This is a genomic window from Halobacteriovorax sp. RT-2-4, assembly GCF_047085445.1.
In the GTDB taxonomy this organism is placed as follows: Bacteria; Bdellovibrionota; Bacteriovoracia; order Bacteriovoracales; family Bacteriovoracaceae; genus Halobacteriovorax_A.
Map to the genome: position 1 here is coordinate 374308 of NZ_JBKIXY010000002.1, position 26681 is coordinate 400988.

A 26681-nucleotide genomic window follows, 5' to 3' on the forward strand; every position below is an offset into this window, starting at 1 on the left:
AAAAATGAAATTTATTTTAGTAGCACTAATGACACTTTCGGCATCAGCTTCAATTATCAACTCAACTTTTGAAGCTCGTCACAACGACAAAATCGTTGATGCAATCATCAACGAGTGTAACGTAATGAAAGACCTTACTCTTGTAGCAACAAAGAAAGAAAAAGTTGTTGTTGATCAAGGGATCGTAGATTACAAGTTCGTATCAACTTTCACAGGAAAGCAAAGATACGATCAAAATATGTTTGATCACTACGAAATTACAGTTGAGTCTTGGCTATTTGATGGTTATGACCACAATACAAAAGAAGCTAACTGGTACTATGTAGATTCAGTTGAATGTGAAATGACAGCAGAGATGCAATAAAATAGAAAGGCCTCACACGAGGCCTTTTTTATTATTTTACGCTTTCGAAAGCTTTTAAAATATCTTTTCTAGTAATAATACCAACTAGCTTATCCCCATCACAAACAGGAATTCTCTTAAGTTGTTTTTTCATCATAAGCTCTACTACAGCTGTTAGAGAGTAGTCAGAAGTAACAGTCGTTACATTCTTTGTCATAATCTCTGAAAGAGGCTTATTCTTAGCTTTCTTATAAATATCTTCAACGTCACCAAGATTATAGTCCATTCCAAATAGTCTCTTAATAGAAGCAAGAGCATGTGGGATTTCTACTTCTCTACCGATGAAGTCCGATTGAGTTACAATACCAACTAATTTGTCAGCGCTATCTAAGATTGGCATAACACTCACACCTAGATCAAGCATTGCTTTTGCTGCATCTGCAACAGTTTGAGTATCGCGACAAGTTGTTACATCTTTAGTCATAAATTCAGTTACTTTCATATAAACCTCAATTTTGTATTAATCCTCACTATTTTAACTTAAACTTGGCCCCTTAGCTATCATTATGAACAAGTGCCTAAAACCGAGAAAAACGATAAGGTACTAAAAATTAATATACATTATGCATCATTTTTGGCCGTTACTTAATTTGACACAAAATTAAAGCCAATTTAAAGTATAAAAATGCTAATTGTTTATATAGTCATCTCGATTGGCGTCTCCTTTGTATGCTCGATCATGGAAGCAGTTCTGCTATCAATTACCCCTAGTTTCATCTTAGCGTCTCAGCGTCAGAACCGTAGCTATGCCTCAGCATTAAAGAAGTATGCCTCAAATAAAGATGAGGCCATCTCCGCAATCCTCACACTTAATACTTTTGCCCATACTCTTGGTGCAGCAGGTGTAGGTTCAGAGTCGATTCAAATATTTAAAGATATGGGAATAAGTGGTGCAAACCTAGAGTATTATCTTTCCGCTGTTTCTATTGTCTTAACTTTGGCCATTCTCTATCTTTCAGAAATTATTCCAAAGTCTCTCGGACACCATTATTGGAAAAGTTTAACTCCATTTTTATTAAAGATTCTACCGCCACTAATCTTTATCCTTAAGCCGATTCTATTTATTTCAATGACATTAATGAGGATGTTAAAAACTGATCCTGAGCATAAAATGAGTCGTGAAGAAGTCGAATCAATGATTGAGCTAGGTGTGCAAACGAAGGCCCTTGCCAAAGATGAAGGTGAGTTTTTAAAAGAGTCCCTACTCGCTTCACGAAAAGTGATTGAAGAAGTTATGACTCCCGCACGCAAGGTCTTCATGGTTAATATTGAAGACACTATCTCATCTGTTTACGATCTAAAGGCACCTGTTACACGTATCCCATGTTATGGTGAGAATGTTAACGACATCAGTGGCTACATCCATAAAGAGGATATTGCCAAATCAATTATCGAAGACAATAGCGCTAAAAAGCTTTATGAATTAGATATCATCAGGCCCATTGCTATTATTAATCGCCAGACTCCTCTTCGAAACCTCTTCAAACGCTTCATTCGAGAAAAAGAACATATCGCCATGGTTAGTGATGATTACGGCACAATACTTGGGGTAATCACACTTGAAGATATTGTTGAGACCTTCTTTGGGATTGAAATCATGGATGAATTTGATGAAGTAGAAGATCTACAGAGTCAGGCAAAAGATGAGATTTTAGCAGAAGAAAAAAAAAGAGAGCACTTATAGTGCCCTCTTATGAACCTTAATCTTTAAATGTTAGTGGCATTTGAAGGTATCTTACACCATTATCCTGAGGTGCAGGCATATGCCCGCCACGAATATTTACTTGTATACTCGGTAGCAGAAGTTTTGGAGCAGCAAGCGTCTTATCGCGACTTGTGCGAAATTTTACAAACTCTTCGCGACTAGTTTCGGCTTTAAGATGCACATTCGTTTTCTTATTCTCACCGATTGTGCTCTTATACCTTAACTCCCTTCCACCTGGCTGATAGTCGTGTCCTGTATAGACATTAGTCTCGTCTGGTAGCGTGTAAAGTTTATTTGTAATTGAATCATAAAGAGCATTTGCGTCCCCACCAGGAAAGTCACATCTTCCTGTACCATAATCTGGCATAAAAAGAGCATCTCCCGTAAAAACATTATTTCCAATTACAAATGAAGAACATGCCGGAGTATGTCCAGGAGTGAAAATCGTTTTGATCTCAATAGTTCCAGCAACAAGTGGCGCTTCTTCATTTAAGAAAGCATCGAAGTCCTCAAGTTTAATCTCTTTTAGAATATTAAATCGTTCACCAAATACTTCTTGAACAATCTTGATATTCTCGTTTATTGCCACTTTCACACCAGGAAAGAAATCCTTGAGCTTTAATGCTCCTGTAAGGTGATCCGCGTGAGCGTGAGTTTCTAGAATATAGTGAGGCTTAAGTCCCGCTTCTTTAACAAAGATAGCAACCTTTTCAACTGACTCTGTTGTGATAGTTGATGATGCCTGATCATAATCAAGAACTGGATCGATAATCACAGCATCCTTCGTCACTTCATCATAAACAACATAAGTTAGTGTGTAAGTTTGCTCATCAAAGAATGTTTTTATATTTAAATTATCCATAATTTCCTCCTATCATAGAGTAAATAAATTTATGGGAAAATACATTGACCCCCATCAAGGTTTAAGAAAAATTAATCCCCTATACTGATTTCAGGAGGAAATTAACATGGCATATCTATTAGCACTTATTGCAGGAACAACTCTTGGTCTTTTAGGCGGCGGGGGCTCAATTCTAGTGGTTCCAATTCTGGTTTATATTGTAAAAATTGACCCTAAAATCGCCATTACAATGAGTTTAGCAATTGTAGGTCTAACAGGCTTTATGGGGACACTAAGACATCATAAGAATGGTAATGTTATGGTTAAACTTGCCTTTCAATTTGGTGCTATGACAATGCTTTCCACTTATCTTGGTACCTATCTCGCTTCTTTCATTAGTGGACAAGTTCAACTTTATATCTTTGCAGGAATTATGCTACTGGCCTCAGTTTCAATGCTTAAAAATGGCAAGAATATCAAGGTTAAATCATCATCAAATCTAACAATTTTTGGGGCAGCGAGTGTTGTCGGTATTGTCACTGGTCTCATTGGAGTTGGAGGTGGGTTCTTAATTGTTCCAGCACTTGTAAACTTTTTTAACGTACCAATGAAGAAGGCCATTGGAACTTCTCTTCTAATTATTGCAATTAACTCTCTCATTGGATTTGTAGGAAATATTATCAACTCTCCTAATCTTGAGTTAGATTACCAATTTATTGCAATCTTTACAGCTCTTGCCATTGTTGGATCACAACTTGGATCAGCACTGACTCATAAACTTCCACAAGATAAATTAAAAAAGATTTTTGGCTACTTCTTAATTGTAATGGGGATCTTTATGATAGTTAGAGAAACACTACTCTAGTCTCTTTTTTAATTTCTTCAAATATTTCTTCATCAGAACACCATATAATTTAACGACGACCTCTGGCTTTGCATTAAAGCCAAAGGTCTCTTTAATCATACGACGGTCAAAGTCCACCACATAAGTAAAAAGAGTTCCGTTTTCACTTTCATTAAACATGCGGTTGCTTCTTAAAAAGTATGGATTTGATCTAACAGTTTCAAATAATGCCTGATAAGGAGCATTCAATTTAATTAGCTCTGTTGTTGTTATAAAGTTTTTACGAATTCCGATCCAAGCATCTTCTCTAAATGTGCTACCAACTTCAAATGTTCTTGAGTTTGTGGCCATATCATTAACTTCACTTCGCCAATGATGATCATTCATTGGATCCGCTACAAATTCAAACACCTCTTCAATAGGTGCATCGATTTCGATACTGCCAGTAACTTGGACTGTCTCCAGTGCATAAGAAAGTGTAGATATTGTTGCTGCTATAATTAGAATAAGTTGTCTCATATAAAAATGATGGCAATCTTAACTTAATCTGGCAAGTTTACGTCCAAAATACAAAACCAATTGGATGACTAAAACGCTCAAGAATGCGCTTATTCCAAGTGCTCCACCGTAACCCTTAAGGTGCGGAACAAGGTATTGAAAAAAAAGAGCAAAGAAAACTGAACCAATGACAATAGTATAATTATGCATTTTTGTGGGACAGCTCATTCCAACAAAAGTAGAACCAAAGAATATCACGGCCATCATTTCGTAGTTAGGAACTGTAAGATATAAAATTGCATAGGCAATTATTGTTAAAAGAGCGGAAGCTCTAATGGCCCCAAACGTCTTTAGACGAGACAGACGAAAAGTCGAAAGCGCACCAATAAGAGAAACTCCAATTGCGGTTATCATATAATACTCCCCTTGATAAAGAAGAATAAAACAACGCTAACAAAGGCAATTGTTCCAAGCTTTCCACCAAAACCTTGAAAGATTCTTAAAGTATAAAAATATAAAATTGCACCAATGAGAGAGATCCCAAGAATTTCCCAGTAATTAGTCACTAACTCACTTGAGCACATTCCTGCAAAGCTTCCACTATAGACCGCTGCTTGCAATGTCATTCTCATTGGAATGAGACCTGCAATCAAACCTACAGAAGCGGAGGCCAAGACTGGAGACCAGCCTAGTTGTGAATGTAAGAGGAAACAAAAAAGGCATCCTAAAAAGAATGCCCCAAATTTGTATAAAAATTGTATTCTCATGCCCATCTATCTTAGAGCAATGATCTTAGTTTTCCAATACGTAATGGAAAACAAGTGGTGCAACGATTGTCGCATCAGATTCGATAATGAACCTTGGAGTCTTTGAAGATAGTTTCCCCCAAGTGATTTTTTCATTTGGAACAGCACCTGAGTACGAACCATAACTTGTAGTCGAATCAGAGATCTGGCAGAAGTATGACCATAGAGGAACATCATCTTCCATATCTTGGTTAAGCATTGGAACAACACAAATTGGGAAGTCTCCCGCGATCCCTCCTCCAATTTGGAAGAAGCCGATTCCGCCATCTCCACAATTTTCAGGGTACCACTTAGCAAGGAACATCATATATTCGATACCATTCTTAACAAGAGAAGGCTCAAGCTCTCCTGTTAAGCAGTATGAAGCAAAAATATTTGCTGTCGTTGAATCTTCCCAACCTGGAACGATAATTGGAAGGTTCTTTTCACAAGCGGCCATAACCCAAGAATTTGCAACATCTGTTTCAAACTCTTTTGCAAAGTCTTCACGACGAAGAATTCGATATAGGAACTCGTGAGGAAAAAGTCTCTCCCCTGCTTTAGCAGCGTTTGACCACTCTTCAAAAAGATATTTTTGTAACTTTCTAAATGCAGTCTCTTCTGGAATACATGTATCTGTTACGCGGTTGAAACCTTGAGCAAGTAGCTCTTCTTCCTCTTCAGGACTTAGGTCTCTGTAGTTTGGAATACGCTTGTAGTGGTTATATGCGATTAAGTTCATGATATCTTCTTCAAGGTTTGCACCAGTACAAGAGATAATTTGGACTTTATCTTGGCGGATCATTTCAGCAAGAGAAACCCCAAGTTCGGCCGTACTCATGGCACCAGCAAGAGTGATCATCATCTTCTTCCCACTCTTTAAATGATCAACATATGCCTTTGATGCATCAACAAGTGAAGCGGCATTAAAGTGACGATAGTTGTTGCTAAAAAATTGGGCCATTGTGCTCATAATAATTCTCCAGAGAAAGCCTAAATAGAACGAGACTTATTACACCACAATATAGATCCAAGTCTACATAAATTAGTCAAAAATATTGTAATTAGAAGAGTACATGAGCCCTACCACACTATTATCAGAAGTACTGTCTTGTTTCTGGTAGTAAAGGCCAAAAATTGGGCTAGCTTTTCGATTGGAAAGCTTAAATCCAAGCGAAGCTTCATACGTTCGAGAGATACTGCTCGGTAAGTCTTCCGTAACACGATTCTCTATCTCACGGTATTGAAGGCCAAATAAAAATGAGTAAGTTGTTCCTTTGTAAAATTTAGACATCGTATATTCAGGAGTACTCAATCCAAATTTAAGCCATATATCATCTGAAAAGTTATTTCGATTTTGCTCTTGGTTCGGATCAAAAGAAATAATATCTTTAGAAATATCATAGAATATTTCAAATGAAGGCGACCAACTATCTGATGATAAGTAACTGTAGCCAATATTTAATCCCGTATTACTCTTATAACTCGGTTTACTTACAACTCTATTAAATACGGCCGGATCTGCATCAACACGAGAAAAGCTCTCCTGAGTACTTGATGAAGAATATTTGATCCCAGGAAAGAGAACCGAAGCACTCAAAAAGTGCTTCCTTTCGATATAAGATGCACTTAAAAGAGTATTAATAATAATATACTTTGTTCGATCATTTACTGTTTCAAGATATTCGCTACCAGCAATATTCCCATAGAAAGTAGCAAATGTTTTTGAAGACTGAATATCAAGACTACCAGAAAAACCGACGGCGAATTTATCATTTAGCTTCTTTGCTGCGCTAATTCCAAGCACCGTCTCTTCGGCCTGAATATCTGCACTTCCTTTAAATTCATTCGTACTAAAATTGATCGTTCCATTATTTGTTCCACTATAGGTAACAAAATTCGTGAATGTTATGCCAAAGAAGTCCCCTGCAAAACCTGTGAAATAAGGAATGAACTGACTCTCAAAATCGCTACCAGCTGTTCCCTCTACATCAATATCTTGTCTAGCGTACATGAGGCCAAAATAAATTTTAATCTCATCGTGTTTGAGGTAGGCCGTGGCCGATGGAAATACCAAGGCCGCGCCTATGTCACCAGGACGTGCAGTTGTATTTCCAAGAAATCCTGCTTCATGACCAATTGGTAAAGAGAATACATTAAATGAAATAAGTATAAGTATGAGAAATCTAGTGAAATACATAGGAAAAATTAAATCACCCTAAGTAAATAAAGTCTATTCCTATAAAAAATGAACTTAATCGTTGATATTAACTTTAGTTTGATGTATCAAACCATAGTTCAAACAAGCAACCAATCTTACTAACAAAGGATATAATATGTTAAAAAGATCTATCTTATTGATTTCATTAGGCTTAGGTATGAATGCCACTGCTGCAACAACTGCGCAGTCAGTAATTGAAGGCTATTCAAATCTTGTTTATAAAACTTACTCAGAGTCTCTTGATAAGGCGATTGTACTTCAGGAAGACGTCGAATTCTTCATCTCTAACCCTGGGGTAATGACTCTAGAGATGGCGAGAGAGTCTTGGAGACAAGCAAGAGCTCCATATGGCCAATCAGAAGTTTTTAGATTCTACAATGGCCCTATCGATAGCGATGAAGGACCAGAAGGATTACTAAATGCATGGCCACTTGATGAAGCATATATCGACTATGTTGAAGGTGCTCCTAATGCAGGTATCGTAAATAATATTGCTGATTACCCAGTAATTAATAAAGAACTTCTTTCATCACTTAACGAGCTTAACGGTGAAAAGAATATCTCAACTGGTTACCACGCAATCGAATTCCTATTATGGGGACAAGATCTATCTATTGATGGTGCTGGTGACAGACCTCACACTGACTACGTAATTGGTCTAGGTCAAAATGCTGGGAGACGTGCCGTATACCTTTCAACAGCAACTGATCTTTTAATTGATCACCTGAGTGAACTTGTTGATGCATGGGCACCAAACAAAGAAAACTACAGAGCAGCTTTTGAAGCAAAAGATCAAAAAGAAGCACTTAATAATATCCTTTCAGGAATGATCTTCATGTCAGGAGATGAGCTTTCAGGTGAAAGAATGTTCGTAGCTTGGGAAACTCAAGGCCAAGAAGATGAGCACTCATGTTTCTCAGATATGACTCATATGGATATCCAGTGGAATTTCTGGGGTATTGCAAATGTACTTAAAGCAACAGGAATCCTAGCACTAACAGACAACACTGTTCTTGCAACTACAATTGATAACAGAGTTGCAAAGATCAATAAAATGCTAGCTGGTCTTCCTGTACCATTTGATCAAGCAATCCTTGACGAGAATGCAAGACCAGAAATCCTAGCTTCTATCGAAGAGATGGAACAACTTGCAATTGAGCTTGTAGAAATTTCTGAAGAACTTGAGACGCCAGTACAATGGTAAGAGCTCTCCTTCTTACATTTTTGTGCGTATTTAGTCTCAATACTTACTCCAGTGATAAGTTCCCGGCCGGTGCCGGGACTACACTGGATTTTTCAGTCAATGCCTTCTCTCACCCGATGAGTGGTACTCGCGGAATGCTGAGGCGCCAATTTCAAGTTGGAAATAGCTTCTTCAAAGGAGCTTGGGTTACCTCACCTTCTTCAACGCCGCTAAGAGATGGCCTGGGCCCGATCTTTAATGCAACATCTTGTACTGCCTGCCACCTATTGGATGGACGTGGCCGAGGGCTTCCTGATACAGATGGGAAAACTGATATATCTCTCCTATTTCGCTTAAAAAAAATAGACCAAGATGGAAAAACTTCTCCACATCCAAGCTATGGTGACCAATTTCAACCTCATAGCATAGAAGGTGTTCAAGGCGAAGGTGAAGTCTTCGTTAAGTTTGAAACCATCAAAGGAAACTTTGCCGACGGCGAAGCCTATGAACTTAAAAAACCAAATTACATCTTTAGAAAGCTTAGTCATGGAAGCTTAGGTGACGACACGATAGTCTCACCAAGAGTCGGTCCACATATGATTGGACTTGGACTTCTTGAAAATATTAATGAAGAAGATATTCTTACAGGAGCTGATCCTGAAGATTTAAATAATGACGGTATTTCAGGCCGTGCAAATTATGTCTTTTCAATTATTGAACAAAGACAAATGCTTGGGCGCTTTGGTTGGAAGGCCTCACGTCCAAATCTCTTAGAACAAAACGCTGCTGCCTTCAATGGAGACCTTGGTATCACCAGTCCACTCTTTCCGACAGAAGAATGTAGTCTGGTTCAAATTGATTGTTTAGAAAATCAGACACAAGAAGATATCTCTAAGGATCTTTTAGATAAAGTGACTCTATACACCCAATTAATCTCTGTTCCAGCAAGAAGAGACTTTGATAATCCGAGCATAAAAAATGGCAAGAAGGTTTTTCATCAAATAAACTGTCAAGCTTGTCACAGAGCTGAGTTTACAACAGGCTCAAATTCAAAATTTAAGGTTTTAAATAATCAAAAGATCTATCCATACACTGATCTTCTTCTACATGACATGGGGGACGCTTTAGCAGATGACACTCGTTCATACCAACTAGAAGGGCTGGCCACAACTAGAGAGTGGCGAACACCTCCTCTTTGGGGTCTTGGCCTTGTAAAAACTGTTAATGGCCATACTCGCTTTCTTCATGATGGACGTGCTCGCAATCTTCAAGAGGCCATCCTATGGCATGGTGGAGAGGCGAAACAAGCAAAAAATAATTTTATTAAATTAACAAAGAAAGATCGTGACGATCTCATCAAATTTCTTAGGAGTTTGTAATGAAGAAACTAATTCTATTAGTAACACTTCTATCGAGTCCGGCCATTGCTCAAATATGGCCACTACCAACAGGCACTACTTACCTTGTAAAAGGTACTGGTTATGATTGTGGAACATTCATTAGTCGTTATAAAGTTGAATATACAACGACTCCAAAACTTTTTTCAGATGCAGGAATTAACTTTGATCTTTTAACGGCAGATAGTGACCTAAATGTTTTCTCAATTGAGTCATCTTGGGTAACGACATCAGGTCAGACTTGTAACTTCGGCCTCTTCTTTAATCGTGCCAGAGAGACAAGAACATTAGAGCTTGATTATACAAAATCAATGTCAGATGGGGATGCAAGTGAATGTGTTGCAAATGAAGAGCTACTAAAGAGCAAGCTTCAATCATCAGCTTATGAAGCATCAAAAAGAGGTATTCGCTATATAGCCGTAGATATTCTGAATGAAAAAACTGAAGTCTGCGACGGAGAGCGTGTTAGACTAATTTTTGATAGACGAGCTAACTAATAATCGGTGGCACTAATGTGCCACTACGCTCTTTTAAGTGGAAGAGTGAACACAAAACGAGTTAAAAAAGAGTCTTCATCAAGGTAAAACTCCCCTCCATGTTTTTCGATATTACTTTTTGAAATACTAAGACCTAATCCCGTTCCCCTATTCTTCTTCTTAGTTGTAAAGAATGGCTCCATTATCTTGGCCTTTATATCATCTGGGATGCCTCTTCCAGTATCTGTAATCGAAACTTCAACATAGTCATTGTCATACTTTCTAATAGGTATTGCCTTTAGGTTAATCCTTCTTTCCCCGTTAACTTTAATGAGTTCATCAAATGAGTTATTAATTAGGTTTAAAAGAACTTGTGCAATCTGAACAATTGAGCCATGAATAACAATTGACTCATCTACATTAATGTTGAATTCAATATCATTTTCTTTAAATTTCTCATAACAAAGTGATGTTACATCCTCAACTGCTTCAATAAGGTGGAAGTCTTCAAATCGTGACTTGTCTCCATCTTTTGCGAGATGCTTTAGGCCTTTGATGATCTTTGAAATCCTAAATGCCGTGCTTGAAATACGCCCAGCATTTTTCTTGATACTTTCGAGACCGGTTCTTTGATAAATTCGATTAGCACTTAAATCAATAATCGTGAGAGGATTATTAATTTCATGAGCAATACCACTTGCCATCTCACCAATCGATGCCAGTCTTGCCGAGTTAATAATTTGAGATTGCTGCTGAACAAGCTGTACAGTTCGGTCATGGACATTTCTTTCCAGTTTCTCATTCACTTTAATAAGCGAATCCTTATAACTGCGCTGTTTTTCGAAGAAATAAAGTAAAATAAAAAAGAAAATACAAAGACAAACAAAACAAGCAAAAACAACGAGAAGCTCTGATTTATACTCGTGATAGAATTGGAAAAAGCTAGACGAGTAACTAATGATTTTGGAACGCTTTGGTAATTTTTCGACATCAATATTATATCGTTTAAGCTGATCATAATCGAAAACGAGATCATTAATAGAATCGACAATAAGTGGAATCTCAGAAATTTTCTTTTCACCAGAAAGATACTCATTTGCCATGCGAGCAATTTCTCTTCCATAGATTGTTCCGTCAGAAACATTCCCCCCGACAATCCCTTTATTTAAGAAGACTTTATTAAATCCATAAATTGGCTGTGCTGAAAACTTACTTAGGTTCTTAATATTCTCATCAAGCTCAAAATACTTTCCATCACGATCTCTCGCATAAACACCAAAGAGAACAATTGAGTCGTCTTCAAAGTGCTTGGCCATTTCATAGATTTCTTCCATATTGTAATTTTCAATATAGATAATCTTTTGCTTAAGATTCATTTTTTCAAACGAACTTTCAAACTGCTTTTTTAGATAGCGTCCTGTTGGAGTAAATTGCGTGTTAATCACATAAATTTTAGTTGCTTTTGGATTAATTAGTAATGCACTTTTAACAGTTGGGATAACATCAAATGTTTCAACAACACCTGTAAAGTTCTTCTCTGTTCGATAGAGATCACGCTTAAACTTATCATATCCATTAACTCCACTAAAGATAATAGGAGCATCATTAAAGATTTCATTTCTATACTTTATGGCGAAATCAAAGGCATAATCATCAGTCGTAACAATCAGATCGATTTTATGTGAGCTAAATTTAGTTGCATAGAGTTTTGCTAGAACTTCATCGTATTCACGGCCGAAGAATCTTTTAGAGTCCATATACTCCGTATAGAAATTGATTCGATATTTATTTTTACGATGAAGGTTGTAACGAAAAGAGTTATCAAGCTCCTCAGTCCATACATTACCTTTTTCATAGGAGTGAAGCATGAGAATATCATAAGATTCAGCTGCCCTCGTAAAGGAAGAAGTAAGAATAAGTAGAAAAATAATTAGTCGATAGACGGCCTTAAATAAACTCATTCTAAATAAATATCACTTAATCTTCGTGTTGTAATCAGTTATTTAGGCAGTTGGTAGCTGAATAACGAAACGGGTGTTAGGGCTCGACCTATCCACGAAGATACGGCCTTTATGATGCTCAATTATATTCTTACAAATACTTAGACCTAGTCCAGTACCTCTTTGATCAACCTTAGTTGTAAAGAATGGCTCCATGATTCTTTCAAAGATCTCTTCAGAAATTCCTTTTCCAGAATCTGTCACTGAAATTTCAACGATATCCTTTTCTTTTTTTCCTTCGAGCTTGATCCAGCGTTCACTGTCTCCCTGAACTAATTCATCAAAAGAATTATTGAGAAGGTTCAAAACCACTTGTGAAATCTGTACTGGTGCCCCATGAACCTTTAGGTTCTCGTCGACATCAATCTTAAAGTGAATTTCGTTCTCTTTAAATCTTGCCTGACAAATTGAAATGACATCTTCAATAGCAACCTTAATATTCACGAGTTCACTAGTTAGACTAGCATCCTCTTTGGCCAGTTGCTTGAGTCCTTTAATAATTTTTGAAATACGATCAACAGTTAGTTTGATTTTTTCTGCCGACTTTAAGACAACTTCATTATCTGACAATTGAATAATTCGATAAGCACTTAAATCAATGATTGTTAGTGGGTTATTAATTTCATGAGCGATCCCACTTGCCATCTCTCCAATCGAAGCAAGCTTTGCAGAATTGATAAGTTTCGACTGCTGCTCAATTAACTGTCTTGTTCTTTTTTCAACTCTATCCTCTAATTGTTCATTGATTCGAAGAACTTCTTTCTTATGCTTCTTTTGTTGTTCAAAATGATAAGCAAGAACAACTAAACTAATAAATAAACACGCAAAAGAAAAAAGAATAAACCAAAACTCGAAAGTATACTCTTCATAGAAGCGCAACAATTTATTATTACGATTTATAATTTGTGAATTAACTGGTAGCTTATGGAAATCGAGACCAAATTTAACAATTTTAGCGTAATCAAAAATAGCTGGTGCCTCGACATCCTCAACTATAGCAATGGAATTAATGTCTTCACCAGCAATAATCTGATTAGCAATTAAAGCTGCTTTCTTCCCGTAGAGCTCACCACTTGTAAAATATCCACCAGTCAAGCCGTAAGGCAAATAGTATTTCAAGAAACCATAAATTGGCACGTTTGAGCGCCTTGCTAACTCACGAAGGTTTTTTTCAAAGTCTAAAAAATTTCCATCACGATCACGAGAAAAACCGCCATAAAGAGCAAACGATCCTTTTTCTAAATTTTCAACTTTCTTATAAAGGCTATCTGCTGATATATCCTCTAGGTATTCAACTTTATCTGCGAGTCCTAACTTGGAAATTGATTTTTGAAATTCTTTCTTTAAATACTTACCTGATGGTGTATGAATCGTATTAATTACATAGAATTTTTTCGCCTTAGGATGCAAGCTCTGAGAAAGCTCTAGCATTTTATCTATTTTGAAACTCTCCACGAGACCGGTGTAATTCTTTTCAAGGAGATATTTTTGCTTAAATTCTTCATTATAACCATTAACACCAGTGAAAATAATCGGACTATTTTGAAAAAGCTTGTCACGATACTTCATGGCAAAAGCAAACGCATTGTCATCTGAAGTAATAATTAATTTAATATTTCTGTCTGAATACTTTATTGAAAAGAGATTATAAAGCTTCTCCCCATAGTCACGGCCGAAGAATCTTTTAGAATCCATATACTCTGTATAAACATCTAAGTGATCACTTTCACTATGAAGATTTTTCTTGATTGATTGGTCAATGAGATCTGTCCAAATACTATCTCGAGAATACGAGTGCAGTATAAGTACTTCGTACTTATCCATTGCAAAGCTTGGAAAGATCGTCATGAGAAACGTGAATGTTAAAATTAATGCCCTGGCCCAGTTCACAACTTTATAATTAACATTTTATCGCTAAAAAGTATTGATAAAATTTATCGATTCAGCAAAAAATCTTCATAAAGTCCTGAAATCACTTCATGGTATTAAGTAAAAATTAACCTCGATTTCGTCATGCACAGTAGCGATCCATATCGATGGGTCCGGTATTTCAAGCTTTTTCAGTGATAGAACGGCCTTGCCAACCAAAGACATTTGACCGTCTGCGCTGGCCAATCTTTCGATGAAAATATCGATAGAATGTTTCTTATTTCGAACCTCAATAGTTCCCTTATTTAACTCACCCAGTCTAATTGGCCCAGGGATATGAACATTAATATGTGGGTTTTTTTCTACCTCAAGACACTTCTCATACATTTTTTCGTTACGAGACTCATTATCTGTATCTAATTTCTTGGCATCAATTTGAATCGAAATATCTTTGTAACTCCCCATGCCGTCTTTCGTATATGTTATCTTTGCACCTTTAACGACACCTTGAAAATCTGTAGTAATAAGGCCTGCTTTTGTCGAAGACATGTTAAATATAATACGATTCTGAGCATTAGCGGCTTGCTCAAAGTTATCATATTTTAGTGATAGCTTTGATGCTGCAATTGTACTTACTTGTAGAAGAATAAAAATAAAAAAAACTTTATACAGTTTCATATTAACCTCATGAAATAATAATCTTTAAAAGACCTTTTAATGGAGTGTGAATATTTCCAATGATTCCAATAAAGGTATCTCTTCTTTCTTTACTGTGATTTAAAAATTTAGCAACAATTTCAATTAGCCATGAACGGCGAATCAACCACTGGAAACCAGTATTAAGAAATGATTTCTCACGAAAGTATTTTTCTTTTTTGTGCCTATAAACTTGTAAGGAAGAGTTATAATCAAAACAGATTTTTGAAATATTAATACTTTCAAATAACATCTTCGCTGTTAATAAAGCATTAAAGATACCTTCTCCTGTTATTGGATCAATAAAACCCGCGGCATCTCCAATTAGGGCAACATTATTTCCAATGACATCTTTTACATTATGCTCAATTGGAAAACTTGTATGTATCTTACTACCTTCTTCTAATGTAACCCCTAACTCATCTTGAATTCTTTCAAGATAATACTTGAAGGTATTGCGAGCACTTCCATAATGTTTAATCTCATCGGCACCACAAACAAGAGAGAGGTTTAGTTCAGTATTCGAGATAGGATCGACACCAATATAGCTTCCTCTTTCAAAAATAAACATCTGTCCTTTTCGAATAGGAACTTTGTCAGTATTGAGCCAAGCATGAAGAGCAATACGTTTTTTAGAATTGGGTAACTGAAGCTTCAATTGACGTGCAACGATTGAGTTTCGTCCATCTGCACCGACAAGAAGACGAGAATAATAAACTTCTTTATCAGCTGTTTCGACTCTCCAATATGTTCCTAAATACTCAAAACTCACAACACTTTGACCAAATCGTAAGTCTGCACCACTTTCACTTGCTAGCTTGGCCAGTCTCTGATCAAGAATTTTTCGATTAACACTGACACCAAAATTTCTCCTTCCTCCCTCACTTGTAGGGAATGTGCTATTAACACGACAGCCTTTTGGCGTATGTATCATCATCCCATTAAGAGGTAAGAAGCCATCATAAACTGATTGTAAATTAAGTTCATCAAGAAGCTTTACCCCTTGAGGACAAAGATATTCGCCGCATACTTTACGACCGACCTCTTTATTTCTTTCAAGAATCAGTACTTTTGAATTCTTTTGAGCCATTAAGTGTCCAAGTAATGCCCCTGCGGGACCACCACCAATGATAAGTACATCATAAATATTCATTTCCACTCCTCAACAATCTCTCTTAGAGACGCATTACCTAAGTAAAGTGTTGGCAGAACAAAGAGATCGAAAATCATTCCACAAAACAAGATGAAAGATAAATTCACCCCAAACTCTCTAATAGGAAGAAAGTCATAAATTCCAAATAATAAGAATGCGATAATAAGAGTAAGCGAACTCGTTAGAATAGGCTTAACGATTGTTTCAACATAAATGCTAAAGTCACCTTGTTTTTGGTCAAAGAAATGTAGTAGATGAAAAGTACTGTCTACGACAATCCCGAGCCCCACACTATAAGTCATAACAGTTGCAATATTTAACGACATCCCCATGATATTCAAAAAACCTAGCGACAAACCAAGTGGCATTGTATTGACTAGAATAAAAATGGCAAAAAGCTTTATCTGTTTTAAAAAAATAACAGCAATGAGGGCCATGATAACCAAACTTAACAAAAAGCTCTTTGAAAGAGTATGAACCATTGCTTTTTGAGAAATCATTAAATTGTAGTACAGGCCATCTAAGCGATAAGTTTTCTCTCCAATAATACTTTTAACTTTATTCAATAGGATTTCGTATTGATCAACATTTAAAGGAGTTCCAAGAAGAGTTACCTTATATTGAGAATCTATTGGGTAAGCTTCTCTAATGCCTTCGGCCGCTTTCGAATAAAGTGTCACATAAGCAAATTTATTATCCGGTAAAGAATAATTTCCACTATAGGCTTCATTAATTTTTCTAACAACAAGGTTTCGAGATAATACTCTTACACCTTTAATTTTCTCTAACTCATCTTCAACTTGTGTAAGATTTTTCAAAGCTTCATATGATAAATCCCCCATACCAATCTCTAACAGTGGTACTCCTCCAGCTATCGTTGAGATATCATTAAAGCTCTTCGCAATATTTGTTTCCTTTGGAAAGTACTTAGTTGCATCAGTTACGATAGCAACATTTACTGCTCCCCAAATTCCTAAGATGATCGATAAAAGGCCAATTACAATAAAACTCAGACCCGAAAAGCTTCTCGTTGGATATCTTTTTAATTCTCCCCCCTTCGATTCTTTTAGCTTTAAGAAATTTTCAACACTAAGTAACCAAACGATTGACAGAAGAGAGCTTAGCAAAATCATGATACTACTAAGCACCCCAAAGATACGAATAACATAAATCTCACTTACATAAAGTGATAGGAATCCTATAAAGGTGGTAACAAGCATTAGTGCTATTGGACGAGTTTTATGCTTTAAAGCACCAGATAATGAACCATCTTTCTTTGCTGAAAAGTATATATGCTGTCCAAGAGACAAAATGATCACAAATGTCATTAACGGTACTATAGAGGTCACCATATTCATTGTGACAAAGAAGTATTTAATAACACTCAAACTAAAGAGCGCACTAAAAATACATGGGATAAAGAGCATTAAGGTTGTCAGAAAATCTTTTATAAATACAAGTAAAAGAAAAAATGAAAATGTAAATAAAATCGGAAAGAGCTTTTCTTGAACAAGTGCCGAGGATTGATCGAGATGATAATTCGTATACTCATGTCCAGCACAGTAGAAGTTCTTTTCATCCTCCACTCTTTTGATGATCTCTTTCAGTTGACTTTTTTCGCCATTATTAAAAATTAGAAAACCAATTCGATTGGAAGAAATAAGGTCAGCTTTCGCTAGTTTTCCTTTTTGAAGTTCAACATCCAGTTCCCGACGCTCTTTTGTAAGATCATGTGGATAAACAAAGTAACATTCATCACTACATAAATCCTCAAGCTTTTTACCAAAATTTAGAAGTCTTGAATAAGCTTCGATACTTGGAGTGTCATTTGCGTAAACAACAAGAGAGTCCACTTCTGGGTAATCTTGCTGAAATGCCTTAAACTGTTCTATCCCCTTATCTGTTAAGAAGATTGACTCAGGATTCTTTTGTTTTAAATCCTTTGTATAAAACAACATTCCAGCGAAGACCCCTAGAAATAGGATAATAAATAGAGACCTAAAGATCGCTTTTATTATGACCTCCACTCTAAAAGAATACTTTGGGCCATAAAGCCAGGGCCGAATGCTAGCATATAACCACGCTGCCCACTTTCAATAACTCTTTCTCTTGTAACCTTGTCAAAGATATGAAGAATTGTCGCAGAAGACATATTTCCACAATTTTCAAGAACCCATTTAGACTCTGAAATATCTTTGTTGTAATCACCAATATAGTCTTCAACCATTTGAATGATTTTCTTTCCACCTGGATGAAACATATAATTATCAATATCCTCAATCTTTAGGCCATTTCGCTCTAAGAATGGTAAAAAGATATTTTCAAAATTTCCTTCAATTGCACTAGGTACGTCTTTATCTAAAACAATTTTAAGTCCTGAGTTAATTAACTCAAATCCCATCAGGTATTCACCATGAGAAAAGTTGTACATATCTGTATCGATAATATGAGCACCTTTACCTTCGCCACCTTTTAAGACAGCACAAGCAAAACCGTCAGAGAAAATTGCAGTCGATACAAGATTGGCAGCATCAAGATCATTAAGTTGGAAAGTGATACTTGGGATTTCCATTGTCAGCACAAGGGCCGTTTTACCGGGATTGGCCTTTAAGAACTCATCTGCATAAATAAGAGCAGATGTACCACCCGCACACCCCATTTCTGTAACAGGAAGACGAACAACGTCCTTTCTTAAACCAAATTCATTGACCAGGTAAGCATCAACTGAAGGGATCATGAAACCTGTACAGCTAGTTGTGATGATATAGTCAACTTCACTTGGATCAATATTCGATCTTTCAAAAGTTCGTTTCAATAACCTCTTACCGTACTCAACCATTTTGGCCTTATAGATATTATTTTTCTCTTCAAAGCTAATGTTGGAGAAAACAGTCTCAAGGTCAACAACTGCACTACGTTGATCAATTTTGGAGCCCTTGAATATTTTCAGGGCCTTACGTCTTGTTGTTTCATCAACATCTTTTAGCCATAGGCGCTGTGCTGCTTCAACAATCTCTTCAGTCTTGTACGTGTAATCTGGTTTATAAGTTTCCATGTGAACAATACGAGTCATTTGTTCCTCCTTTCGTAGAGAAAGAATCGTTCAAAATCCTAAATTTTGTAACTGGACGAAAGTCCTAATTCCAAATAAAATGTGTATTATCAGATAGATACAACACTTATAAGACTAAGGTCCTAGAACTATGCTTAATAAACGTGAACGCCTAATTACTGGAATACTCTTCCTTCTTATCTCTATTTTTCTCATTTTTGATATCTACGAAGACCTCAGCGAAGGCTCGACTTATGAGCATGTGATCGAGGAAGGTATTGTTATGCTCATCGGACTTATCGGAACTGCAGTTCTATGGTTCAAGTGGCTATTTACGAAAAAAGAAAACTTAAGAATTAATTCAGACGTTACAAAGTTAAAATCAGATTTAGAAAATTATAAACAAAAAACTCAAGATCTTTCACGTGGCCTATCTGAAAAAATTAATGATCAATTAAATGAATGGGCATTAACAAAATCAGAGAAAGACATCTCACTTTTATTGTTAAAAGGCCTAACAATAAAAGAGATTGCTGATATTAGATCCACATCAGAGAAAACAATTAAGCAACACTGCACTAATATCTATAGTAAATCAAACCTCAGTGGACGTAGTGAATTATCGGCATTCTTTTTAGAGGATATTTTAGTCATTGATAGGTTATAATCACTATAGAAAAATAATCAAGAACAAGTGATCATGAATCTTACAGAGTTTAATGAAGAATTAGCAAAAACGAATAAATTAGTAATTATTGGACCAATGGCCCTAACATTGCCCTATATTATTAATTCTCCAATCATTTACGTTGATGGTGGCCTAAATCATAGGCCAAGTGACGATCATCCTTACCTTTCAGTTGGTGATAATGATTCAAATACAACTAGCGATAATCTTGATATAACGTTGGATGAAAACAAAGACTTTTCAGATCTAACTTACGCATTAACTCTTATCCCTGATAATATTACCGAAATAAAGCTCTTTGGATTTTTAGGAGGAAGACTAGATCATCAAATGGTGACTTTAGGCTCGATCCACCACTTTCTAAAAGAAAGAAAACACCAAACAAGGTGTCATTTTGAAAAGAAAATTATCGCAAATTCAAGCGGTAACTTCTCTTTTACACATGAAGGTATTTTTTCAATTCTTAGTCTTGAAGAACAAGAAATAACAATAAGTGGTGCTTGTGATTATCCCCTCAATGACGATAAAGGAGTAAAAACTCTTAGTTGCCTTACTCTTTCGAATAAAGCCTACGGTGAAGTACATATAACATCTAAACACCCTATTTTTGTCTACTTACTAGATAAAGAAGTGCCAGGCAACAATGCCTAGCACTTTCATTTTTTTTAATGAGATGATTTCTCTTTTTCATCAGCAAATAGCTTAACAAAATTTTCTGTCGCATCGGAAACTTCAATTTTATGCGCCTTTTTCTCAGCACTTTTTGGTAGAGCGAGATAGAGGATTCCGTCTTGAAGTTGCGCCTGAACTTCACTTCGATTAATGAAATGAGGTACAGTTAAGCTGCGCGAGATACGACGAGTCTCACCACCACCATCTTCAAATAATGTCTTACGTTCGGCTTCAATAGTAACTAGGCCATCATCGACTTGAATATTCAGATCTTCTTTTTTTACACCAGGCATATCAATGCTGAGTAAGTAAGCACTTTCAGTTTCCTTCATCTCTCCAAAGGCATTAGAATTTCCACTTCCTCGACCTTGCCAAATATCTTCAAGGCCAGAGATGATATCTCTAAACTCATTGTCAAAATTAGCACTACCGAAGAAATCAGAATTAAATGCTGAGCTTTTTCGTGGGACAATCGAACGTCTAATCATGGTAATCTCCTTTAAGTTTCGTGTGTATCTTCTCTTATAGATGAGCCAATTTTATCACTGTAAAGGAGTCGGATAAACTTAAGATATTTTTAAATGCTTCAAATGAGAACTAAAGGACTTCATAACAATAAGATGAATAGGAGCTTGTGTGTAACAATAGATATACCAAGGAAGAGACGGTCGGAAATCATTGATTGAGACAAGCGTAAACTTACCATTGGCCACGCTTCTAAACTCAAGCCATCCTGTATTAGTAGATGCACTTAACAATCCCCCAATAATATGAAACTTGGCCCTTCTTAAGTTAGATTTATTCTCAATGTATCTGAGTGTTAACAATGGGGCCCTAATACAAATAATATTAAAAGTAATATTTCCCCTATCTTCGTGAACATAGATAATGAATCTAATAAAACGCGGAAGCCACTTTATATAGGTACTTGCTAACTCTTTCATTTCAAGGTGACTAGGATTATCAAGACGTTGAATTGAACGAACAGTCCTCTCTTCTTTACGTCGTGCTACACGAGGTTTTCTCTTTGTCTTTTCAATTCTTACTAGATCAAGCATTTGATCATATGTTCGAATCTTTATTAAATTATCGATATCATTGTCGATATCAACTTTAGGTAGATGACATTTTAAACTATCAACCAATGGAGAAACTAATTCAATTTCTGATTCACCAAAAACACTAACCCACCACTTAGATAATTTTAAGTAATTAATCGGTACAGGAATCATTGGACAGAATTTTCTGAAACGCTTTGAAGTTTTTCGAATTAATTGTTCATAGGATACATCTTCACCATTAACAATATTTATAATACGATTATAAAATCTGTCATCGCCAATAAGCTGAGTGATAACTCTTAATAAGTCATCGATAAATACCACTTGGGTGCGACTCTTAGTCCACTTTGGTAAAATCATAGCAGGTAAATTAATCACAAGATTTTTTAGAATTTCAAATGATGAGCCACCATCGCCAACGATCATACCTGCTCGTAAGAGCGTATAGGGAATTCCTGTCGACTTGAAAACTTCTTCAACTTCAAGACGACTTTTAAGATGTTCACTACTCTCACCCGTAGGTACTAAACCACCGAGATAGATAATATGTTTCACATTATTATGTAGGCATGCCTTTGCAAAATTATCTGCCAAGAGCAGATCTGTATCTCGAAAGCTTCCTTGAAATAACCTTGAAGAAGGCAGCATTGAATGAACGAGATAAATGGCGATATCGATATCTTTTAAAGCTTCTTTTGTACTATGATAAGAGAATAGATCCGTCTTAGAGAATTCAACTTTATCATCAGAATAAACTTCACTACGGCCTAAGGCCCTTACGAGATGCTTATCCTTAATCTTTTGAATGAGATTCCTACCAATAAATCCATTGGCCCCGGCAATTGCTATTTTCATAATGAACAACTATTTTCAATCATTTCTCTTTCGTCGTACGTAGAGTGTTTTCTTTACTCTGGCCACTTTCTTATTGTCTTTGTCGTAAATAAAAGTTTCAAATACAGGAAGAGCCTTTCTGGCTTCGCTTGCCTCTTGCTTAATCCTGTTCACTTCTTCCATCTTTATCTCGAACTCGGCCTTGACGATATCTTTGCCTGGACTTAAGAATTCGATCTCAGCAGCTTTATCCCAAATAATATGATCTTTACCAAGGTGAAAACTTAGTAAGAGCATATAGAATGGATCACACATAGAGTATAAGCTTCCGCCGAAGTGAACTCCAACATAATTAGTATTAAGAAATGTTTGTTTCATTTGAACACTGATCTTCGTGCGTTCATCGTTGATTGATAGAACTTTAATTCCTGCACCGAGGTAAGGAGGCCAATAATTTAATAATTTAATGGCCTTTTCTGGAGGTATTTTTTGCCAAAAACTCATGCCACACCTTAAAATTCAACTAAATAATAAAGTACTTATTATATCATTGGAAATTTTAAAGTCACGCGTGAGCCACTATTTGGCATATTTTCGATAAAGAGAGCTGCGCCATGCTTTTTAAGAAAAGAATGAACAAGTTTTAAACCTACGCCTGTACCTTTCTCTCCTTTTGTTCCAGTCTTTACATGAAATGTTTGGCCACTTTGAATTCCATCAATAACGATATCAGGAACCCCTTCTCCTTCGTCACAAATCTCGATAGCATAACCATCTTTAACTGCACCCTTAACAACAATCCTCTTTCCCTCAGGAGAGAACTTAATTGCATTTGAGATAATATTGCGCACACAAGTTTCAATCATATTACTATCGTGATCAAAGATATAATCCTCTAAATCAACCTCGATTACAAGATCCTTGGTTTGGGCCAACTCATAAGCAAATTCGACAGCACTTGTAATTGTATCTTTTATATTTAACTCTTTCGGACTATATCCCAGACTCTCATTACTTGTGAGTGCCCATGCCAGCAAATCTTTAAGTAGCGCATCTGTCTTTTTGGCCGACTTAATAATACGATCTTGATAGAGCTTAATTCTCTCAACAGATAACTCTTCATTTCTTTTAGAAACAAGAGATGCTGAAGAAAGAATTACTTGTAATGGACTTTTTAAATCATGAGCAATTGTTGAGATTACATCATCTTTTGTTTTATTAAGTTCTTCAAGACGACGATTCGAAATATAAAATAATCTCCAAGCTCTATTAAACATAGAGCGAAATGCGAAGAGAACGATATTAAGAGAAAGAAGAATAAAGATTTTGTAGAAATGTTTATTTAATTCAACTGATTCATTTAAAATAGGTACGATGACAAATAAAGCAAAGAGAATTACACAATTAATAATAATACCATTTAATCTTCCCGGTAGCATAACATAGAAAGAGGTTGTCATAATCATAATACCAGCAAGAAGTGTGGTACTTGTCCCCATAATCATAAAAGTCATTAAAGCGACAATCACTACAGAAGCTAATTTTATAAAGAATAAGTGTACTTCAATTTTGTCATTATAATCACTCTTTCTAAAAGCGATGAAGAACCCTAATCCGTATACAACAAGTAAGGCCCTAAAGAATGTGAGAATATTTGCTGATCCAAAAGTATAGATACGTTGATAGTCCGCAAGAATTCCTGCAAATAACAGCAGAATACAGCAAACTAAATACGACAATAACGTGTATGTTCTATCCTTGGGCCAAGACGTTTGAAGATAATTTCTCTCTTCAACACGAGACTTAAATTCCCCAAAGGAATTGATTAGGGTTTCCAATAGTTAATCCTTTAAATTTCAATACGTAAACAATTAGTCTTTACTACATTTATACAAGAGATTCGAGAAAAAAGATTGTGCTGTAAAAATTTACAGGCTTGTAATTCTCATAAAAACAATCACTTAGGCGGCATTGAACAAATGATTATTTTGTTCGACATTTAGTCGGCCAGGGAAATCTTTCAATTGGGATAAGAAGCTGAATTTAGCGTGTTATTCATAAATATGAAGAAAATTACACCTATAATCATTGCACCTCTATTAACCCTTAATGTCTTTGCAATTGATATTAAGTCAAAGCTACTAGACTTTCACCAAATACAAGAAGAGTTGAAATGCGAAAGTGACTTCACTTATATATCTTCTGCATTTAAGGTGAAAAAATCGGACTCCATCAACTGTTCAGATGTAGAGTGGGCCAATAATGCTATAGCTAAAGTCGCAAAACTTAGAGAAGACTCTCCTGTCGTAAACTTAGAACTTCTCTCCCGCGATAATGGAGCCTCATTTGATATAGGAGAAACAATTCGTATCCCACTTCATCTAACCTTTACTAACCAATGGGGACAAGTCTTTAATTCTTATAGCATTGGTACTGATGCAATTTTATATCACGAGTATTCTCACGCAATCTTTGGCGAAAGAATTGGAAAAAAGTTTTATCCTAAACTAAAGGCACTAGCAGAAAGACTATCTCGCTTCAAAGTGAATCGCCATAAGGCATATGCTGAGGGGAATCCTCGAAATGTTGTCCAATACTATACAAAGCAAATTGAAGTCATTGAAGAGAGAATTAAAAATCATAGTGAACTTGAAAAATACCACCTTTCTTCTTCTTATAATGAGTTATTTGCTGATTTAGTGGCCGTGCTTGTAACAAATAATCGCAATGCAATTTTCAATGCGCTTTATTATGATGAAATGACAGACGATGCCTACCAGCTAACGAAACTGAGATCTTTTGAAGACCAAAATACAAAGTATGATAACCGTGGACTATACGAAGAACACGGTGAATTAGCACTAGTTCGCCAGTATATTGGTGAAAAAATACTTCCAAATATTTTCAAGAAAGAAAATGAAGAACAACTAAAGAAAGATTTGCTAGAAATCGTTCTAGAATCTATTGAGTCACAAATGGATGAGCGAATTCGTAAGTCCGCCTACAAAATTTCACCGATGCAAAGTAATACCGCCTTAATTGAAGAAATTAAAGAGCGATACCAAACAACAAAATAGCTACCCATTTCATTTATTAAATTCAAAAGTACAGCTTTATCATAAAGCTGTACTTATCTTAATTATTTGTATTAGTTTTCAAGAATTGATGTGAGATAGATTAAATCATAATAAGTAGCTAAGAATAAATCAGGATCACGATCTGCAAGACCTTTATAATATTCAAATGTGTCTTCTTTTCCATCCTCAAAGTACTTTACGAGAGCACGAAAGCTACGTGAATTAATTGAATGATGTCCTACAATCGTTGCCGATAACTTCAGAGTCTCATTAAGATCATATTTCAAAACATTTTTATTATAATTTTCAATCTCTCTTTGCGCAGCTATTAACACAGGTGAAAGCAGATAAACTCCACCTCCCTGTTTTACTATTTCACCAGCAAAAGGACTCACCTTATCACTTGCCAAGTAAGGCCCCATATACTGACTATATGTTTTTCTCAAAAGCGCTCTATTCATTCCAATTCGCTTTAATCCTTTCTTTTGGGCCAAAAGAAATAATGCATTAACCTCAGCAAAGGACTCAGACTCATGGACACCATGTCCACTTGGAGGCGATTGATAATTTATTGGAAGATAAATATCATCTAAGCAATGTGAAAGCTCATGATAGAGAGAAAAATAATATAGTTCTTCAAGGGAGAATAGTCGCTCAATTTTTGAGAAGTCAAAGTCTTTATAAACATCAACTCTGTCATCATGCCCAAGAGATCTTCTCACTTCACTTGGCAAATCATTAATTATTCCATTTGGAAGAACGGCACAAAATTTAAATTCCCTACTCCATCCTCCTTTCATAAAAGGTAGAGCTGAAGCAGAGCCATTTAATACGCCAAAATATGGGATGAGATTGATGGCCTCATTTCTTTCCAGTTCAATACCAAACTTTTGAATCATATATTCGCTAAGAAGCTTAATTTGTTGCTCCTCAGAATGACCCTTAAGAATTGGTACGACTTCACTCTTATCAAAAATAACGATTGGATAGTTTTTAACATTTCCATATTCCGCATTTAAAACTTTAATTTCATTTGAAAGAGTTAATTCGAGATTGGAGGCAAACACTCCGCTTGCCAGCAAGGTGACTGCTAGGAACTTATTAAATAATTTATTCATATTTTGGCCTTGTTAACTTTGTCGCATTTAACCATATTTCAATGCCTTCGAGTGGTTAAATAGTTACTTTTACAAGGTCGTCGAAGTTTTGGACATCCAATAAGTGGG

The 26681-nt window shown here is 36.0% G+C and carries 27 protein-coding genes; 9 read left to right on the forward strand and 18 right to left on the reverse strand.

What is annotated here, in order from left to right; translation table 11 throughout:
* Positions 1-4 precede the first annotated feature (4 nt).
* Positions 5-364 (forward strand): hypothetical protein, encoded by a 360-nt coding sequence (locus tag ACMAYL_RS12180; RefSeq protein WP_103218168.1) that lies wholly within the window; start codon positions 5-7, stop codon positions 362-364.
* Positions 365-395: 31 nt separating this feature from the next.
* Here the strand turns inward: ACMAYL_RS12180 and ACMAYL_RS12185 are convergent, their stop codons facing one another.
* A complete protein-coding gene (locus ACMAYL_RS12185) occupies positions 396-845 on the reverse strand; it encodes a CBS domain-containing protein (protein ID WP_103218169.1) in 450 nt (149 codons plus the stop codon).
* Positions 846-1028: 183 nt separating this feature from the next.
* On the opposite strand from ACMAYL_RS12185, the gene ACMAYL_RS12190 reads away from it, so the two are divergent.
* Complete coding sequence (locus tag ACMAYL_RS12190) at positions 1029-2087, forward strand: CNNM domain-containing protein (RefSeq protein WP_103218170.1); 1059 nt, start codon at positions 1029-1031, stop codon at positions 2085-2087.
* 16 nt (positions 2088-2103) lie between these two features.
* On the opposite strand, the gene ACMAYL_RS12195 is transcribed toward ACMAYL_RS12190, so the two are convergent.
* A complete protein-coding gene (locus tag ACMAYL_RS12195; protein WP_103218171.1) occupies positions 2104-2970 on the reverse strand; it encodes an MBL fold metallo-hydrolase in 867 nt (288 codons plus the stop codon).
* Positions 2971-3076: 106 nt separating this feature from the next.
* On the opposite strand from ACMAYL_RS12195, the gene ACMAYL_RS12200 reads away from it, so the two are divergent.
* Entirely contained in the window at positions 3077-3814 is a 738-nt protein-coding gene (locus ACMAYL_RS12200; protein ID WP_103218172.1) for a sulfite exporter TauE/SafE family protein, read from the forward strand.
* Here the strand turns inward: ACMAYL_RS12200 and ACMAYL_RS12205 are convergent.
* The 5 genes from ACMAYL_RS12205 to ACMAYL_RS12225 all read right to left on the reverse strand — a co-directional run bounded on the left by ACMAYL_RS12205 (position 3806) and on the right by ACMAYL_RS12225 (position 7276).
* Positions 3806-4312: an SRPBCC family protein gene (locus ACMAYL_RS12205; RefSeq protein ID WP_103218173.1), complete on the reverse strand. Its 507-nt coding sequence runs from the start codon at positions 4310-4312 to the stop codon at positions 3806-3808. The two genes, ACMAYL_RS12200 and ACMAYL_RS12205, sit on opposite strands and share 9 nt — an antisense overlap.
* An 18-nt stretch (positions 4313-4330) precedes the next feature.
* Positions 4331-4705 carry a hypothetical protein gene (locus ACMAYL_RS12210; protein WP_412471137.1) on the reverse strand — a complete coding sequence of 125 codons (375 nt, stop codon included), beginning with the start codon at positions 4703-4705 and terminating at the stop codon, positions 4331-4333.
* Positions 4702-4923, reverse strand: a complete 222-nt coding sequence (locus ACMAYL_RS12215; RefSeq protein ID WP_412471138.1) for a hypothetical protein — start codon at positions 4921-4923, stop codon at positions 4702-4704. Before ACMAYL_RS12215 ends, ACMAYL_RS12210 begins: the two co-directional genes overlap by 4 nt.
* Positions 4924-5083: 160 nt before the next feature.
* Positions 5084-6049, reverse strand: a complete 966-nt coding sequence (locus ACMAYL_RS12220) for a deoxyhypusine synthase family protein (RefSeq protein ID WP_103218176.1) — start codon at positions 6047-6049, stop codon at positions 5084-5086.
* A gap of 72 nt (positions 6050-6121) precedes the next feature.
* Positions 6122-7276 (reverse strand): hypothetical protein, encoded by a 1155-nt coding sequence (locus ACMAYL_RS12225; protein ID WP_103218177.1) that lies wholly within the window; start codon positions 7274-7276, stop codon positions 6122-6124.
* A 136-nt stretch (positions 7277-7412) separates the two neighbouring features.
* Between ACMAYL_RS12225 and ACMAYL_RS12230 the strand changes: the two genes are divergently transcribed.
* The 3 genes from ACMAYL_RS12230 to ACMAYL_RS12240 are packed head-to-tail and all read left to right on the forward strand — an operon-like array spanning position 7413 to position 10374.
* Positions 7413-8501 carry an imelysin family protein gene (locus ACMAYL_RS12230; RefSeq protein ID WP_412471139.1) on the forward strand — a complete coding sequence of 363 codons (1089 nt, stop codon included), beginning with the start codon at positions 7413-7415 and terminating at the stop codon, positions 8499-8501.
* Entirely contained in the window at positions 8495-9859 is a 1365-nt protein-coding gene (locus ACMAYL_RS12235) for a di-heme oxidoredictase family protein (protein ID WP_412471140.1), read from the forward strand. Before ACMAYL_RS12230 ends, ACMAYL_RS12235 begins: the two co-directional genes overlap by 7 nt.
* Positions 9859-10374 (forward strand): hypothetical protein, encoded by a 516-nt coding sequence (locus tag ACMAYL_RS12240; protein WP_412470168.1) that lies wholly within the window; start codon positions 9859-9861, stop codon positions 10372-10374. The genes ACMAYL_RS12235 and ACMAYL_RS12240 overlap by 1 nt, the downstream gene beginning before the upstream one ends.
* A gap of 23 nt (positions 10375-10397) precedes the next feature.
* Here ACMAYL_RS12240 and ACMAYL_RS12245 read toward each other — a convergent pair whose 3' ends face one another.
* The 6 genes from ACMAYL_RS12245 to ACMAYL_RS12270 all read right to left on the reverse strand — a co-directional run bounded on the left by ACMAYL_RS12245 (position 10398) and on the right by ACMAYL_RS12270 (position 19144).
* Positions 10398-12314, reverse strand: coding sequence for an ABC transporter substrate binding protein (locus tag ACMAYL_RS12245; RefSeq protein WP_412471141.1), 1917 nt, complete (start codon positions 12312-12314; stop codon positions 10398-10400).
* A 42-nt stretch (positions 12315-12356) separates the two neighbouring features.
* A complete protein-coding gene (locus ACMAYL_RS12250) occupies positions 12357-14201 on the reverse strand; it encodes an ATP-binding protein (protein ID WP_412471142.1) in 1845 nt (614 codons plus the stop codon).
* Positions 14202-14330: 129 nt separating this feature from the next.
* Positions 14331-14900 (reverse strand): YceI family protein, encoded by a 570-nt coding sequence (locus ACMAYL_RS12255; RefSeq protein WP_412471143.1) that lies wholly within the window; start codon positions 14898-14900, stop codon positions 14331-14333.
* A gap of 7 nt (positions 14901-14907) precedes the next feature.
* Positions 14908-16071 carry an NAD(P)/FAD-dependent oxidoreductase gene (locus ACMAYL_RS12260; protein ID WP_412471144.1) on the reverse strand — a complete coding sequence of 388 codons (1164 nt, stop codon included), beginning with the start codon at positions 16069-16071 and terminating at the stop codon, positions 14908-14910.
* Positions 16068-18029: a hypothetical protein gene (locus tag ACMAYL_RS12265; RefSeq protein WP_412470173.1), complete on the reverse strand. Its 1962-nt coding sequence runs from the start codon at positions 18027-18029 to the stop codon at positions 16068-16070. The genes ACMAYL_RS12260 and ACMAYL_RS12265 overlap by 4 nt, the downstream gene beginning before the upstream one ends.
* Positions 18030-18085: 56 nt before the next feature.
* Positions 18086-19144, reverse strand: a complete 1059-nt coding sequence (locus ACMAYL_RS12270; protein ID WP_412471145.1) for a type III polyketide synthase — start codon at positions 19142-19144, stop codon at positions 18086-18088.
* A gap of 130 nt (positions 19145-19274) precedes the next feature.
* On the opposite strand from ACMAYL_RS12270, the gene ACMAYL_RS12275 reads away from it, so the two are divergent.
* Together ACMAYL_RS12275 and ACMAYL_RS12280 are read left to right on the forward strand one after the other, a co-directional pair.
* Complete coding sequence (locus ACMAYL_RS12275) at positions 19275-19790, forward strand: LuxR C-terminal-related transcriptional regulator (RefSeq protein WP_412471146.1); 516 nt, start codon at positions 19275-19277, stop codon at positions 19788-19790.
* Between the two features lie 33 nt (positions 19791-19823).
* Entirely contained in the window at positions 19824-20462 is a 639-nt protein-coding gene (locus tag ACMAYL_RS12280) for a hypothetical protein (RefSeq protein WP_412470175.1), read from the forward strand.
* A gap of 14 nt (positions 20463-20476) precedes the next feature.
* On the opposite strand, the gene ACMAYL_RS12285 is transcribed toward ACMAYL_RS12280, so the two are convergent.
* The 4 genes from ACMAYL_RS12285 to ACMAYL_RS12300 form a co-directional block, all read right to left on the reverse strand.
* The gene (locus tag ACMAYL_RS12285; protein ID WP_412470176.1) at positions 20477-20971 is read right to left on the reverse strand and encodes an Hsp20/alpha crystallin family protein; all 495 of its coding nucleotides are present in this window, start codon (positions 20969-20971) and stop codon (positions 20477-20479) included.
* Positions 20972-21049: 78 nt separating this feature from the next.
* Positions 21050-22399: an NAD(P)H-binding protein gene (locus ACMAYL_RS12290; RefSeq protein WP_412471147.1), complete on the reverse strand. Its 1350-nt coding sequence runs from the start codon at positions 22397-22399 to the stop codon at positions 21050-21052.
* Positions 22400-22414: 15 nt separating this feature from the next.
* Positions 22415-22882 carry a DUF4442 domain-containing protein gene (locus tag ACMAYL_RS12295; RefSeq protein WP_412471148.1) on the reverse strand — a complete coding sequence of 156 codons (468 nt, stop codon included), beginning with the start codon at positions 22880-22882 and terminating at the stop codon, positions 22415-22417.
* Between the two features lie 38 nt (positions 22883-22920).
* Complete coding sequence (locus tag ACMAYL_RS12300) at positions 22921-24117, reverse strand: sensor histidine kinase (RefSeq protein ID WP_412471149.1); 1197 nt, start codon at positions 24115-24117, stop codon at positions 22921-22923.
* Between the two features lie 324 nt (positions 24118-24441).
* On the opposite strand from ACMAYL_RS12300, the gene ACMAYL_RS12305 reads away from it, so the two are divergent.
* Positions 24442-25455 carry a hypothetical protein gene (locus ACMAYL_RS12305; protein WP_412471150.1) on the forward strand — a complete coding sequence of 338 codons (1014 nt, stop codon included), beginning with the start codon at positions 24442-24444 and terminating at the stop codon, positions 25453-25455.
* 71 nt (positions 25456-25526) lie between these two features.
* Here the strand turns inward: ACMAYL_RS12305 and ACMAYL_RS12310 are convergent, their stop codons facing one another.
* Entirely contained in the window at positions 25527-26573 is a 1047-nt protein-coding gene (locus ACMAYL_RS12310; RefSeq protein WP_103218194.1) for a hypothetical protein, read from the reverse strand.
* Positions 26574-26681: the final 108 nt, after the last annotated feature.